This is a genomic window from Pseudomonas sp. W15Feb34 (assembly GCF_023127765.1).
Lineage (GTDB): Bacteria > Pseudomonadota > Gammaproteobacteria > Pseudomonadales > Pseudomonadaceae > Aquipseudomonas > Aquipseudomonas synxantha_A.
This window is the reverse complement of sequence record NZ_SPKN01000044.1, coordinates 227,503-241,605: the sequence shown is the minus strand read 5'-3', so window position 1 is coordinate 241,605 and position 14,103 is coordinate 227,503. Positions and strand designations below refer to the sequence as shown.

Here is a 14,103-nt window from a genome sequence, read left to right as displayed (position 1 = left end):
TCCCACATGGGTTCAGAGCCCGACAATGAGATCTCGGTAATCCTCTACTGCCGCAAACTCTGCGGTGTCCTTCGGGCCTTTCTTGCTATCAGGCTCTTTGACTGCCAGCAAATGCCCCACGCCGAAATCCCGGGCACTGCGCAGGATCGGCAAGGTGTCATCTATAAACAGACTACGGGCCGGGTCAAAGTGGATATCGGCTTGCAACGCTTCCCAGAACTGTGGGTTTTCCTTGGGAAAACCGTAATCATGGGAGCTGATCAATCGCTCGAAATACGGCGCCAGTTCAATGCGTTCCAACTTCAATGACAGCGAATCACGATGAGCGTTGGTGATCATGATCACGCGCTTGCCGGCCTGTTTGATCGCCTTCAGAAAAGTATCGGCATCCGGGCGCAGGGCGATCAGGTGGGCGGTTTCCAACTTGAGTTCGCGCACCGGGATCGCCAGTTCAGTGCTCCAGAAATCCAGGCAATACCATTGCAACTGTCCGGCGTTACGCTCAAACAACGGCTGCAACTCCATTTCGGCCATGGCCCGGCTCACGCCGTGCAGTTCGGCGTAGCGGTGGGGCAGGTGTTCCATCCAGAAATGGTTGTCGTAATGCAGGTCGAGCAGGGTGCCGTCCATGTCCAGCAGGACGGTGTCGATGGCGTGCCAGGGCAAAGAGGGCATGGTGCGTTCTCATGTAAGTAAAGATATCCGACACAGACAATCGGAAAAGCCACGGTATAGTAACCCGATCACGCCAAGGAGCCGCTTATGCGCCAGAAACCCACCGTCCTCGCCCGCGAAATAGTCGCCAGTAGCCGTTTGTTCCGCGTGGAGGAAGTGCAGTTGCGCTTTTCCAATGGCGTTGAACGGACCTACGAGCGCCTGGTGGGGCGCGGCGCGGGCTACGGCGCGGTGATGATTGTGGCGATGATCGACGAGGATCATGCATTGCTGGTCGAAGAATACTGCGGTGGCACTGACGAATATGAATTGTCCTTGCCCAAAGGTTTGATCGAGCCCGGCGAGGACGTGCTGGCGGCGGCGGACCGCGAGCTCAAGGAAGAAGCTGGCTATGGCGCACGGCAGTTGGAGCACATCACCGAGCTGTCGTTATCGCCGGGCTATATGAGCCAGAAAATTCAGGTAGTACTGGCCACCGACCTTTACGAAGAGCGCCTGGAGGGCGATGAGCCTGAGCCGATGCGCGTGGACAGGGTCAACCTGCGGGAGCTTTCTGCGCTTGCGCAAAACGAGCAATTCAGCGAGGGCCGAGCGCTTGCCGCGCTGTACCTGGTACGCGATCTGTTGACCCAGCGTGGAGCGTTCAACGCATGAGCGAACTGTTTTTAGGCCACCCGTTTATCGCCCCCGTGATTGAGCTGGCCCGCCAGGCCGGCGAAGCTATCCTGCCCTACTGGCGCGCCAATGTAGCCGTGACCTCCAAAGCGGATGATTCGCCGGTGACGGCTGCCGATCTGGCCGCTCACCATCTGATTCTCGCGGGCCTGACCGCGCTTGATCCGAGTATTCCGGTACTCTCCGAAGAAGACGCCGATATCGATCTGAGCGTGCGTGCCCAGTGGCAGCGCTGGTGGTTGGTGGACCCATTGGATGGCACCAAGGAATTCATTTCCGGCAGCGAAGAATTCACTGTCAATATTGCCTTGATCGAACAGGGCCGCGTGGTGTTCGGCGTAGTGTCGATGCCGACCACTGGCCGTTGCTACTTCGGTGGCGCGGGCCTTGGGGCATGGCGTTCAGATGTGAAGGCCGCACCCAAGCAGATCCAGGTACGCCAGACCCCGGCCGTGGGCGAAGCCTTTACTGTGGTCGCCAGTCGTCGGCATACCAGCCCTGAGCAGGAACGCCTGCTGGATGGCTTGAGCGAAGGTTTGGGCGCGCTGAAGCTGGCGAATATCGGCAGCTCGTTGAAGTTTTGCCTGCTGGCCGAAGGCAGTGCTGACTGCTATCCGCGCCTGGCACCGACCTCACAGTGGGATACCGCTGCGGCACAGGGCGTACTGGAAGGCGCGGGAGGTGAAGTGTTGGAGTTGAATGGTCAGCCGTTCAGCTACCCGGCGCGGGAATCGCTATTGAACCCGTTCTTTCTGGCGCTGCCAGCCAAGGCCGCATGGCGTGAGCGCCTGTTGACCCTGGCCAGATCTTAAGATCACTGCAGAGCAAAATGTGGGAGCATCGCTTGCCTGCGATGACGGAGTGTCAGTCATACAGGTATTGGCTGATCCACCGCTATCGCAGGCAAGCCAGCTCCCACTTTTATTTTATGTAATGGCTGCTAGCGGTGCAGGACGTACTGGCCGGTAAAGGCCACTGCACGCTCCTCACTGCCTTCATTCACAATCCATGTCTCTAGCGCCAACCGCGCCCGTCCATAACGCTTGTACGTCGCCAGGAAACGCTTCCACACTTTTTCTTCCGGCGCCGCGCAAATGGCCGTTGCATCCTGCGTCACCGGCAGCGGATAGCTGATCTGCCCTTCCTGAATCACGATATGACCGTCTTCTATCCCCGCTTCGCGCAGCTTCAGGTGCAGCCAACCCCAGCCTGCCAGTACGGCGCCACAGTAGAGGCTGCCACCGAACATGGTGCTTTTGTGGTTGATATTGGCTTGCAAGGGCAGGTGCAGCTGCAGTTGGTCGTGTCGCCAGTCGAGCACCTTGAGACCCATCTCCCGGGTGAGGGGAATGTCGTGGTGAAGGACGGCTTCCAGGTAACGGCTGTTGCGGCTCATAGTGGTCTCTTGGTGGTAGGCGGATTCATTCGTCGTCGGCGCTTTGGCTGGTGCTGTCGGCGAAGTTCAGACCGTGTTTGCGTAACTTGTCGTGCAAGGTCTTGCGCGGCACGCCCAACGCTTCGGCGAGGCTGCGCACGGAGCTGTGAGGGCGGGTGAGTTCGGCGGCGATCAAGCTTTTTTCGAACTGCTCGACTTGCTCGCTCAAGCCGCCGGGCGTGGACGTCAGCACGCCCGCGGCGGGATTGTCCTGGGCGCTATCGAGCGCCAACTCCAGGCCCAGGGCGAAACGCTCAGCGGCGTTTTGCAGTTCCCGCACATTGCCCGGCCAGCTATGGCGCAATAACAGCGCGCGTTGGCCCGGTTGCAGCTCATGCAGGGGCAGGCCGTGGCGGCTGCTGGCCTCGTCGGCGAAGTGCTGGAACAGCATCAATGCATCTTCACCACGCTCGCGCAGAGGCGGGATGCGTAGCGGTGCGACGTTGAGGCGGTAATACAAGTCGGCACGGAAACGGCCCTGGTCGGCGGCTTGGCGCAGGTCTTCCTTGGTGGCGGCGATAATGCGGATATCCAGCGGAATCAGCTGATTGCCGCCCAAGCGCTCCACCACGCGCTCCTGCAACAGGCGCAGCAACTTGACCTGCACATCCAGGCTCATGCTTTCGATTTCATCGAGAAACAGCGTGCCGCCATTGGCGAACTCGAACTTGCCGATGCGGCGTTTCTGCGCGCCGGTGAACGCCCCCGTCTCATGGCCGAACAGTTCGCTTTCTACCACCGATTCGGCCAGCGCCCCGGCGTTGATCGCCACAAATGGGCCACTGCGGCGGCTTGAAAGGTCATGCAGGGCGCGGGCGACGACTTCTTTGCCAGCACCGGTTTCGCCCAGGATCAGCACATCGGCCTTGGTCGCGGCCAAGGCGCCAATCTGCTCGCGCAGGCGCAACATTTGCGGGGAGTGCCCCACCAGGCGCGTGCTCAGTTGCTGACGATCGCTGAGGGCCAGGCGCAGGCTGCGGTTGTCCAGCACCAGGCGACGCAAGGCCAGGGCGCGGCGCACGCTGTCGAGCAGTGCGTCGCTGGCGAAGGGTTTTTCGAGGAAGTCATACGCGCCGGCACGCATGGCCTGCACCGCCAACGGTACGTCGCCGTGGCCGGTGATCAGCAGCACCGGCAGGTCCGGGTCCTGGCCATGCAGTTCGGCCAGCAGCTCCAGGCCGTCCATGCCGGGCATACGGATGTCGCTGACCACCACTCCAGGCCAGTCGCGGGACAGGCGTGCGGTGAGGCCGGTGGCTTCGCCCAGGGGCAGGACTTTGAGTCCGGCCAGGTCCAGGGTTTGGCACAGGGCTTGACGCAGGTGTGGATCGTCGTCGATCAACACCACCTGAATCTGGTTGTCGATGCTCATACACTGCGGTCCTCGGACGGTTGCAGACTGACGCCCGGCGAGCCGGCACGCAATTTCAAGGTTAACAGCGCGCCGCCTTCCTTGTGGTTGGCGAACAGCAGTTCGCCACCAAAGGCGCGCATCAGGGTGTCGCAGATTGCCAGGCCCAAGCCCAGGCCCTGGGTGCGCGTCTTGGTGGTGTAGAACGGCTCGCTGGCGCGGCCCAGGGCTTCCATGCAAAAGCCTGGGCCGTTGTCGCGAATGTACAGGTTGACGCCCTGGGGCGTGGTTTCGGCACTCAGCCAGAGTTTGCGCGGCGGGCCTTTTTCAGTGAGGGCGTCCAGGGCGTTGGCCAGCAAGTTACCCAGTACCTGGCGCAGGCGGGTTTCACCGGCCTGCACCCATAGGGTTGCTTCCGGCAGGTCGCGGATCAATTCCACTTCCATCGAGCGCCGCCGCTTGGCCAGCAACGCCAGGGCGTCGTCCAGGGCCGGTTGCAAGGCTACGCTCTCCGGCGCGTGACGATCACGGCGAGCGAATGCACGCAAATGGGCGATGATCGAGGCCATGCGCCCGGTCAGCTCGCTGATCAGTTTGAGGTTGCCGCGGGCATCGCTGGTGCGCTCATGGTCGAGGAGGATTTCGGCGTTTTCTGCATAGCTGCGAATCGCCGCCAACGGTTGGTTCAGCTCATGGCTGATACTCGCCGACATGGTGCCCAGGGCCGAGAGTTTACCGGCCTGGACCAGGTCGTCCTGGGCGCGCACCAGTTCCTGCTGGGCGTGTTCGCGCTCCAGCACTTCCTGTTTCAGGCGCCGGTTCAGGCCCTCCAGGTCGCTGGTACGCTCGGCCACGCGCATTTCCAGCTCACGGCGGGCCTTGGCTTCGAAGGCGATGCGTTCCAGGTAGTGCCGACGGCGCTGCATCAACAATCCCAGCAACAGCATCAGCACCAACAACGTGGCACCGCCCACGGCGACAACCGTGCGCACCGGACGGTTGATCAGCGAGCGTGGCGCCAGGATTTCCACATTCCAGCCGGTTTCGGCGATGGCGGTGGATTGGCGCAGCCAGGCGCTGCTGCTCAGGCTCAGCGGCTGCGGGTCACGGGTGGGGTAGGGCTGTATGGCGATGATGGCCTGGCGCTCTTCGGCGGTCAGTGGCCGCGTGGCGCGGAAACGCCATTGCGGGCGCGAGGTGAGGATCACCACGCCGTTGTGGTCGGTGACCAGCAGTTGTTCCGGGGTATTGCCCCACAGGCTTTCGGTGTGATCAAGGTCGACCTTGACCACCAGCACGCCGATGATGGTGTCGCCGTCACGCACCGCGGCGGCGAAGAAGTAGCCGCGCTTGGCTGAGGTGGTGCCCAGGCCGAAAAACCGACCCAGGCGCCCGGCCATGGCTTCGCTGAAATAGGGGCGAAAGGAGAAATTGCGCCCGACGAAGCTGTCTTGTTTGTCCCAGTTGGAAGCGGCAAGGGTCTTGCCGGTGGTGTCCATCAGGTACATCACTTCCACGCCCGCCTGGGCGGCGACATCCTTGAGCAGCAGGTTGGCATTGGCCAGGTTGGTACTGACGTGAGGTGCGTCCAGGGCGATGCGCAGGGCCGGCAAATCGCCGAGGATTTGCGGCAACACTTCATAGCGGTGCAGGGTGCCCAACAGGTTGGCGACATACAGGTCGAGAGTCTGGCGGTTTTGCCCGGCCAATTCGCTGCGGTAGTAGCGCTCGGCCAAATGCTCCAGCGGCCACAGCAGCGGTGCCAAGCACAATGCCAGCAGGGCGAGGCTGCGCCAGCGGGGTCTTCGCGGAAGGGGTGGAGTCATGGGGAGTGTGCGCCTGTGGGTACAGGCGCATTATGCCTAGTGCTGCTTGGCAAGACACTCGTGCAATGCATCTTGCCAATGGGGCTGGCTGACGTGCCATTGCTGTTGCAGACGCGAGCAATCCAGGCGCGAGTTCAGCGGGCGCTTGGCGGGGGTGGGGTAGGCACTGGAAGGGATCGGCTCCAGTTCGGCGCAGGCTTTGCCCTCGATCCGCAATTGCTCGCCAATGGCTTGGGCAAAGCCGAACCACGAGGTCTCACCTTGTGCGGTGAGGTGGTAAACCCCCCAGTCTCCGGCCTTACCGGCCTGCCACTGCTCAATCAGCGCACGGGTGCTGCTGGCGATGGTCCCGGCCCAGGTCGGCGCACCGATCTGGTCGGCGACGATGCGCATCTGCGCTTTTTCCTGCAGCAGGCGCTGCATGGTCAGCAGGAAATTCTTGCCATGGCTCGAATACACCCAACTGGTGCGCAAGATCAGGTGTTCGCCACCCACGGCAGCAATCGCCTGTTCACCCGCCAGTTTGCTCTGACCATAGACACCCAAAGGGTTGGGTGTGTCGCTTTCGATGTAAGGGGCAGGTTTGCTGCCATCGAACACGTAGTCGGTCGAGTAATGAAGCAGCGGGATGCCCAGTGCCTTGGCTTCCTCGGCGAGGATGCCGGGGGCGATGGCGTTGATCGCAAAGGCTGCGTCCGGTTCGCTCTCGGCCAGATCCACGGCCGTGTGAGCTGCCGCGTTGATGATCAGGCCAGGGCGGTGGGCACGTACCTGTTGGCGGATGAGGTCAGCGTCAGCCAGGTCAAGCTGGTCGCGGCCCAGGATGACGAGTTCGCCCATGCCTTGGAGCCGCTGTTGCAGCTCTTGGGAGACTTGGCCGTGTTGGCCGGTGATTAATATTTTCATGGGAACAGGTCGGCTTCCATCAGCAGTTTTCCGACCTGGTCTTTGGCAGACAATTGCGGCGGCTCGACCAGCTCCCAGTCGATAGCCAGCGTCGGGTCATTCCAGAGAATGCTGCGCTCGGCGCTTGGCTGGTAGTAATCGGTGGTTTTGTACAGGAACTCTGCGTGGTCGCTCAACACCACGAAACCATGCGCAAAACCTTCCGGCACCCACAATTGACGATGGTTCTGTGCCGACAGGCGTACACCCACCCAGTGTCCGAAGTTTGGGGAGCTGCGACGGATGTCGACGGCTACATCCAGCACTTCGCCGTGAGTGACACGCACCAGCTTGCCTTGAGTGTGCTCAAGCTGATAGTGCAAGCCCCGCAGTACGCCTTTTTGCGAGCGCGAGTGGTTATCCTGCACAAAATCACGCTTGAGCCCGGTAGCTGCTTCAAAAGCGCGGGCGTTGAAGCTTTCGTAGAAGAAACCGCGCTCGTCACCGAATACCTTTGGCTCAAGGATCAGCACGCCGGGTAGTGTGGTTTCAACTATGTTCACTGGGTCTCTCCGGCGAGGGAATACAGGTACTGGCCATAGCCGGTCTTGCCGAAGTATTTGGCGCGTTCCAGCAGATAGTCGCGGTCGATCCAGCCGTTTTCGTAGGCGATCTCTTCCAGGCAAGCCACTTTCAAGCCCTGGCGGTGCTCGATGGTCTGCACGTAAGTCGAGGCCTCCAGCAGGCTGTCATGGGTGCCGGTGTCGAGCCAGGCAAAACCGCGACCGAAGCGTTCTACATGCAGGTCGCCGCGCTGAAGATAGGCGTTGTTGACGTCGGTGATTTCCAACTCGCCGCGCGGCGAAGGCTTGACGGCCTTGGCGATCTTGATCACGTCGTTATCGTAGAAATACAGGCCGGTGACGGCATAGGGTGACTTGGGCTTCGCCGGTTTTTCTTCGATGGACAGGGCGCGGCCCTCTTTGTCGAAATCAATCACACCGAAGCGCTCCGGGTCTTTTACCCAGTAGCCGAATACCGTAGCGCCCGATGAACGCTCGGCTGCAGTGCGTAATTGATCACCAAAATGTTGGCCGTGGAAGATGTTGTCCCCCAGAATCAGGCACACGGCGTCATCACCGATGAACTCTTCGCCAATGATAAATGCTTGAGCCAACCCGTCTGGAGACGGCTGTTCGGCATAGGTGAAATGCACGCCAAACTGGCTGCCATCTCCCAGCAGGTTTCGGTACTGTGGCAAGTCTACCGGCGTGGAGATCACCAGGATGTCCTTGATCCCGGCAAGCATCAGCACGGATATCGGGTAGTAGATCATGGGTTTGTCGTACACCGGCAACAGCTGTTTGGACACTCCCAGAGTAATGGGGTGCAAGCGGGTGCCGGAGCCGCCAGCCAATACGATGCCCTTCATCATGCGATTAGATCCTTCAAGTCGGTGTTGCCCAATCGTTCGCCCTGATAACTACCGTCCTGGACCCTGCGGCACCATTCCAGGTTATCGAGGTACCACTGCACGGTTTTGCGCAGTCCTGTCTCAAAGGTTTCTTCCGGGACCCAGCCCAGTTCGCGTTCGATCTTGCTGGCGTCGATGGCGTAGCGCTGGTCGTGGCCAGGGCGATCCTTGACGAAGGTGATCAGGTCAGTGAATTTTGCCACGCCGGCAGGGCGCTGCGGCGCCAGCTCTTCCAGCAGGCCGCAAATGCCACGTACCACGTCGATGTTCTTCTGCTCGTTATGACCACCGATGTTGTAGGTCTCGCCCACCACCCCAGTGGTCACCACTTTGAGCAGTGCGCGGGCATGATCCTCGACGAACAGCCAGTCACGTACCTGCAAACCATCGCCGTAGACAGGCAGTGGCTTGCCCGCCAAGGCGTTGAGAATAACCAGCGGGATCAATTTTTCGGGGAAGTGGAATGGCCCGTAGTTGTTCGAGCAATTGGTCAGCAGTATCGGCAGGCCGTATGTACGCTGCCAGGCGCGTACCAGGTGGTCGGATGCCGCCTTGCTCGCGGAGTAGGGAGAGCTGGGCGCGTAAGGCGTGGTTTCGGTGAAGAGGTCGTCTACGCCGTGCAGGTCGCCATACACTTCGTCAGTGGAAATGTGGTGGAAGCGGAACGCGCTTTTGGCCGGTTCTGCCAGCTTCTGCCAGTAAGCCCGTGTGGCTTCCAGCAGGCTGTAGGTGCCGACGATGTTGGTCTGGATAAAATCCGACGGACCGTCAATGGAGCGGTCAACGTGGGATTCGGCCGCCAAGTGCATGATCGCATCAGGTTCAAAGCGTGCGAGTACGGTGCTGACGGCGGCCTGGTCGATGATATCGGCCTGGACAAACTCATAGCGGCTGTTGGACGCGATGCTGGTCAGCGATTCAAGGTTGCCGGCATAGGTGAGCTTGTCCAGATTGAGCACTTCATGTTCGGTATCTTGAATCAAATAGCGGATCAGGGCTGAGCCGATAAAGCCAGCGCCGCCAGTAACGAGAATGCGCATATCGGAGGGCCCTTTCCTTAGATGGACATTAAGCGAATGAAGCATAGCTTGAGTTGTGTGGGCCGGGTGGTGCAAGTCCGGCGTTTACTGGGGGTTGCCTTGTGACCCGGAACAATGGCGATATAGACGTCTGAAAAAACAAAGGTCGTCACAATGTCGTTAGCCACATTGACCCACCGCGCCAGTTTACCTTGCCCACAAGTAAGCCCCGACCAGGCGGCCAGCCTACTCGAGCGGCATTATGGGATGAGCGGTGTGCTGCAAGCGTTGGGCAGTCAACAAGACCTCAACTACAAGATTGACAACGCCCAGGGCCGTTTTGTTCTCAAAATCTGTCGCGGTGACTACGCCGCCGTTGAACTCGAGGCCCAACACGCGGCCCTCAATAGTCTGCAAGCACATGTCCATCTGCGCGTGCCCAAGGTGATTCAAGCGTTGGATGGTAATGAGCTGCTGACGGTAGACGTGGACGGGCACACCCTGCACCTGCGGCTACTGGAGTACATCGACGGCCAGCCCCTTACGCATTTACCGCACCTGGGCCGCGATGTGATCGCAGGCTTCGGTGAGCTGTGCGCACAGATGAGCCTCGCGCTGCAAGGTTTCGAGCATCCGGGCCTTGCGCGCACCCTGCAATGGGATCCGCGCCATGCGCAGGCGTTGATCACTCATCTGCTGGCAACCTTGCCTGACCTGCCGCAACGCGCCGTATTGGAGCGCGTAGCCACGCAGGTCGAGGCGTATGTCCAACCGTTGGCACCACGCCTGCCGTGGCAAGCGGTGCACCTGGACATCACCGATGACAATGTGGTGTGCCAGCGTGATGCCCAGCGGCGCTGGCGTATCCACGGCGTGATTGATTTCGGCGATTTGGTGCACACCTGGCGGATTGCTGACCTGTCGGTAACCTGCGCGTCCCTGTTGCACCACGCTCACGGTGACCCGTTTGCGATTCTGCCGGCAATCCAGGCCTGTCACGCGGTGATGCCGTTACAGCGCGAAGAGTTGGAGGTGTTGTGGCCGCTGATCGTCGCACGCGCGGCGGTGCTGGTGCTCAGCAGTGAACAGCAGCAACGCCTGGACCCGGATAACACGTATTTAAAGAAAAACGCTGAGCACGAGTGGGAAATTTTCCATGTTGCGACGGCGGTGCCGTTTGCGCTGATGCGAGCGGCGATTCTCACTGGCGTTGGCGAGACGTTGCCACCGGTTGCCAGCCATGACTTTGCACCCTTGTTGCCGGGCCTGGTGGGCCGCGAGTTCGCGCTGATCGACCTGGGCGTACTCAGCCCGCATTGGGAGGCCGGCAATTGGGAAACCCCGGGAATAGATCGGCGGTTGCTGGCTGAAGCAGCGGCAGTACATGGGCTGGCGGCCAGCCGGTATGGGCAATACCGCTTGTCGCGTACCTGTGCCGACAGCGCGGTAGAGCCGCAGACCTTGCCCCTCCATGTCGAACTGCACCTGCCCCACGGCAGCGTGCTGCAAGCCCCCTTTGCAGGCACGCTGCGTGAAGGCGCCGATGGCTTGCTGTGCTTGCACGACCCTAGGCTGAGCCTGCGTGTGTGGGGCTTAAAAACGTCACTCACGCCTGGAGCGTTGGTGGTGAAAGGGCAAGTAATGGGGGAGGTTCACGCGCCGTTGACTGTGCAGTTATGCAGCGCCGACCTTGAACCGCCACTGTTCTGCACGCCCTCCCGAGCCTCGGCCTGGCAGGCGTTGTGCCCGTCACCGGCGGCGCTGTTGGGGCTGGCCTGCGATGCCGAGCCGGAACTGGACCCGCAGGCTCTGCTGGCCCGGCGTGATGCCAGCTTCGCCCGCTCCCAGAAGCATTACTACGTGGACCCGCCACGTATCGAGCGGGGCTGGCGCAACCACCTGATCGACATGCAGGGCCGATCCTACCTGGACATGCTCAACAACGTAGCCGTGCTGGGCCATGGTCACCCGCGCATGGCCGCGGTGGCAGCGCGGCAGTGGTCGCTGCTCAACACCAACTCGCGGTTTCACTATGCTGCGATTGCCGAGTTTTCCGAACGGTTGCTGGCGCTGGCGCCCAAGGGCATGGACCGCGTGTTCCTGGTCAACAGCGGCACCGAAGCCAATGACCTGGCGATTCGCCTGGCCTGGGCCTACAGCGGTGGGCGCGACATGCTCAGCGTGCTGGAGGCGTACCACGGTTGGTCAGTGGCGGCAGACGCCGTGTCCACATCAATTGCCGATAACCCCCAGGCATTGAGCAGCCGCCCGGACTGGGTGCACCCGGTGACAGCACCCAATACCTACCGCGGCGAATTCCGCGGGCCGGACAGCGCACCGGACTACGTGCGAAGCGTGGAACACAACCTGGCGAAAATTGCCGCAAGCCAGCGCCAATTGGCCGGATTTATCTGTGAGCCGGTATACGGCAATGCCGGGGGCATCTCTCTGCCGCCGGGTTATTTACAGCAGGTTTATGGCTTGGTCCGTGCCCAGGGGGGCGTGTGCATCGCCGATGAGGTGCAGGTAGGGTACGGCCGCATGGGCCACTTCTTCTGGGGCTTTGAAGAGCAGGGCGTGGTGCCCGACATCATCACCATGGCCAAAGGCATGGGCAACGGCCAGCCTTTAGGTGCGGTGATCACCCGTCGAGAAATTGCCGAGGCGCTGGAGGCCGAAGGATATTTCTTCTCGTCATCGGGGGGCAGCCCGGTCAGTTGCCAAATCGGCATGGCGGTGCTGGACGTGATGGAAGAAGAGAAACTCTGGGAAAACGCCCAGGTGGTTGGCGGGCATTTCAAGGCTCGGCTGCAAGCGCTGATCGACCGCCATCCGCTGGTCGGAGCGGTACACGGTTCGGGCTTCTATCTGGGCCTGGAACTGGTGCGTGACCGACACACCCTGGAACCAGCGACGCAAGAGACGGCGCTGTTATGTGATCGTCTTCGGGAATTAGGGATTTTCATGCAGCCTACCGGCGACTACCTGAATATTCTCAAGATCAAACCGCCGATGGTGACCACCCGGCAAAGCGTGGACTTCTTTGTCGACATGTTGTCGAAAGTACTGGATGAGCAGCTGTGATAGATCGATTGTTATCGGCTATTTTGTGTAATATTCGGGATCTATAATCGTTAAGCGCTTCCAAAGCCGATTTTTATCCATATCAAGTCGGTCGTCACCCCATTCGGAGTTTTGAACGCCATGACCACCCTGCACAGTACACCTCGCGCCGATGGCTTCCATATGCCTGCCGAATGGGCGCCACAGACCCAAACCTGGATGATCTGGCCCGAGCGCCCCGACAACTGGCGTCTGGGCGGCAAGCCTGCGCAGGCCGCCCACGTGGCTGTGGCCAAGGCCATCGCCCGCTTTGAGCCCGTGACCGTTGCGGTTTCCGCCGGCCAGTACGAGAACGCCCGTGCGCGCCTGGATGTACCCAATATTCGCTTGGTGGAAATGTCTTCCGACGATGCCTGGGTCCGCGATACGGGCCCCACGTTCGTGATCAACGACAACGGCGAGGTGCGGGGCGTGAATTGGGATTTCAATGCCTGGGGTGGTTTTGACGGCGGCCTGTATGCACCGTGGAACCGTGACTCCCAGGTAGGCGGCAAGATCCTCGAGATCGAGCGCGCGCCGCGCTATCGCACCCAAGGCTTCGTGCTTGAAGGGGGTTCGATCCATGTGGATGGCGAAGGCACCCTGATCACCACCGAAGAGTGCCTGTTGAACCGTAATCGCAACCCGCACCTGGATCGTGCGGCCATTGAAGCTGTACTGGCTGATCACCTCGCGGTGGATAAGATCATCTGGTTGCCGGATGGCCTGTTCAACGATGAAACCGATGGCCATGTGGATAACTTCTGCTGCTATGTGCGCCCGGGCGAAGTGTTGCTGGCCTGGACCGATGACCCGCAAGATCCGAACTACCCACGCTGCCACGCAGCCATGGATGTGCTGCAAAACAGCACCGACGCCAAGGGGCGCGCGTTCATCGTGCATAAAATGCCAATCCCGGGACCGCTGTATGCCACCGAGGAAGAATGCGCCGGTGTCGACCCGGTGGACGGCAGCCAGGAACGTAACCCGAGCGTGCGGTTGGCCGGGTCCTACGTCAACTTCCTGATCGTCAACGGCGGCATCATCGCGCCGAGTTTCGATGACCCGCTGGACCACCAGGCCAAACAAATCCTGCAGAGCCTGTTCCCGCAGCACGAAGTGGTGATGGTGCCGGGCCGCGAACTGTTACTGGGGGGAGGCAATATTCATTGCCTGACCCAACAGCAGCCCGCACCGCACAGAAATTGAGTGCAGTTGTAACGGTGCTTTGAGGGCGCGTGTGCGCTGCGCAACCGCAGTGTTCCAGCCAAGCCCGCGACCCAGCCAGGTCGCGGGCTTTTTTGTATCTGAATGCCAAGGCGGACGGCACATTGGCATAGCTCTTGTATCGCTGTCGGCACAGTGAATCTGTGCGATGACTGCGCAGTTCTGTCACAAACCTTGAGTAAGTTAGCCGCTCACGCAGCAGGAGAGAGCGCTGAAATGAATGCCGATATCGACCTGATGAACATGCGCACGTTTCACCCCTTGCGAGTCAACGGCGATGCGATCCATGCGTTGGCGCTGTGGTTGAAGGCAAACCGCTCGCGCCAGGTCAGGCAGGTGCCTGACTTGCGCAGGGTGATGAGAGAACGCTACCCGGTGGGGTTGTTCACGGAGGATGAAGTGCAGGCGTTATGCGAGTTGATGAGTAAGTGAAG

13 protein-coding genes are annotated in these 14,103 nt (G+C 60.7%); 5 read left to right on the top strand and 8 right to left on the bottom strand.

Annotated elements, in window-relative coordinates; translation table 11 throughout:
- Nucleotides 1–12: 12 nt before the first annotated feature.
- Nucleotides 13–675 (bottom strand): GMP/IMP nucleotidase, encoded by a 663-nt coding sequence (gene yrfG / locus E4O97_RS21055; RefSeq protein WP_032878397.1) that lies wholly within the window; start codon nucleotides 673–675, stop codon nucleotides 13–15.
- Between the two features lie 87 nt (nucleotides 676–762).
- On the opposite strand from yrfG, the gene nudE reads away from it, so the two are divergent.
- Nucleotides 763–1,329: an ADP compounds hydrolase NudE gene (gene nudE / locus E4O97_RS21050; RefSeq protein WP_005783845.1), complete on the top strand. Its 567-nt coding sequence runs from the start codon at nucleotides 763–765 to the stop codon at nucleotides 1,327–1,329.
- Nucleotides 1,326–2,162 (top strand): 3'(2'),5'-bisphosphate nucleotidase CysQ, encoded by an 837-nt coding sequence (cysQ, locus tag E4O97_RS21045; protein ID WP_005783847.1) that lies wholly within the window; start codon nucleotides 1,326–1,328, stop codon nucleotides 2,160–2,162. Before nudE ends, cysQ begins: the two co-directional genes overlap by 4 nt.
- A 128-nt stretch (nucleotides 2,163–2,290) precedes the next feature.
- Here the strand turns inward: cysQ and E4O97_RS21040 are convergent, their stop codons facing one another.
- From E4O97_RS21040 to rfbB, 7 genes are read right to left on the bottom strand one after another with little or no spacing between them, the layout of a single operon-like run.
- Nucleotides 2,291–2,746 (bottom strand): thioesterase domain-containing protein, encoded by a 456-nt coding sequence (locus tag E4O97_RS21040; protein WP_248162110.1) that lies wholly within the window; start codon nucleotides 2,744–2,746, stop codon nucleotides 2,291–2,293.
- Between the two features lie 25 nt (nucleotides 2,747–2,771).
- Nucleotides 2,772–4,157 (bottom strand): sigma-54 dependent transcriptional regulator, encoded by a 1,386-nt coding sequence (locus E4O97_RS21035; RefSeq protein ID WP_248162109.1) that lies wholly within the window; start codon nucleotides 4,155–4,157, stop codon nucleotides 2,772–2,774.
- Entirely contained in the window at nucleotides 4,154–5,962 is a 1,809-nt protein-coding gene (locus E4O97_RS21030; RefSeq protein WP_032878392.1) for an ATP-binding protein, read from the bottom strand. The genes E4O97_RS21035 and E4O97_RS21030 overlap by 4 nt, the downstream gene beginning before the upstream one ends.
- Nucleotides 5,963–5,998: 36 nt before the next feature.
- On the bottom strand, nucleotides 5,999–6,868 hold the full coding sequence (gene rfbD / locus E4O97_RS21025; protein ID WP_248162108.1) for a dTDP-4-dehydrorhamnose reductase: 870 nt from the start codon (nucleotides 6,866–6,868) through the stop codon (nucleotides 5,999–6,001).
- On the bottom strand, nucleotides 6,865–7,410 hold the full coding sequence (gene rfbC, locus E4O97_RS21020) for a dTDP-4-dehydrorhamnose 3,5-epimerase (protein ID WP_216090600.1): 546 nt from the start codon (nucleotides 7,408–7,410) through the stop codon (nucleotides 6,865–6,867). Before rfbC ends, rfbD begins: the two co-directional genes overlap by 4 nt.
- A complete protein-coding gene (rfbA, locus tag E4O97_RS21015; protein ID WP_148853123.1) occupies nucleotides 7,407–8,282 on the bottom strand; it encodes a glucose-1-phosphate thymidylyltransferase RfbA in 876 nt (291 codons plus the stop codon). Before rfbA ends, rfbC begins: the two co-directional genes overlap by 4 nt.
- A complete protein-coding gene (rfbB, locus tag E4O97_RS21010; RefSeq protein WP_248162106.1) occupies nucleotides 8,279–9,361 on the bottom strand; it encodes a dTDP-glucose 4,6-dehydratase in 1,083 nt (360 codons plus the stop codon). Before rfbB ends, rfbA begins: the two co-directional genes overlap by 4 nt.
- A 153-nt stretch (nucleotides 9,362–9,514) precedes the next feature.
- On the opposite strand from rfbB, the gene E4O97_RS21005 reads away from it, so the two are divergent.
- The 3 genes from E4O97_RS21005 (at nucleotide 9,515) to E4O97_RS20995 (ending at nucleotide 14,101) form a co-directional block, all read left to right on the top strand.
- Nucleotides 9,515–12,424, top strand: coding sequence for an aminotransferase (locus tag E4O97_RS21005; RefSeq protein ID WP_248162104.1), 2,910 nt, complete (start codon nucleotides 9,515–9,517; stop codon nucleotides 12,422–12,424).
- A gap of 120 nt (nucleotides 12,425–12,544) precedes the next feature.
- Nucleotides 12,545–13,651 carry an agmatine deiminase gene (gene aguA / locus E4O97_RS21000; RefSeq protein WP_248162102.1) on the top strand — a complete coding sequence of 369 codons (1,107 nt, stop codon included), beginning with the start codon at nucleotides 12,545–12,547 and terminating at the stop codon, nucleotides 13,649–13,651.
- Between the two features lie 234 nt (nucleotides 13,652–13,885).
- Nucleotides 13,886–14,101, top strand: a complete 216-nt coding sequence (locus E4O97_RS20995; protein ID WP_032878386.1) for a hypothetical protein — start codon at nucleotides 13,886–13,888, stop codon at nucleotides 14,099–14,101.
- The last annotated feature ends 2 nt before the right edge of the window (nucleotides 14,102–14,103 follow it).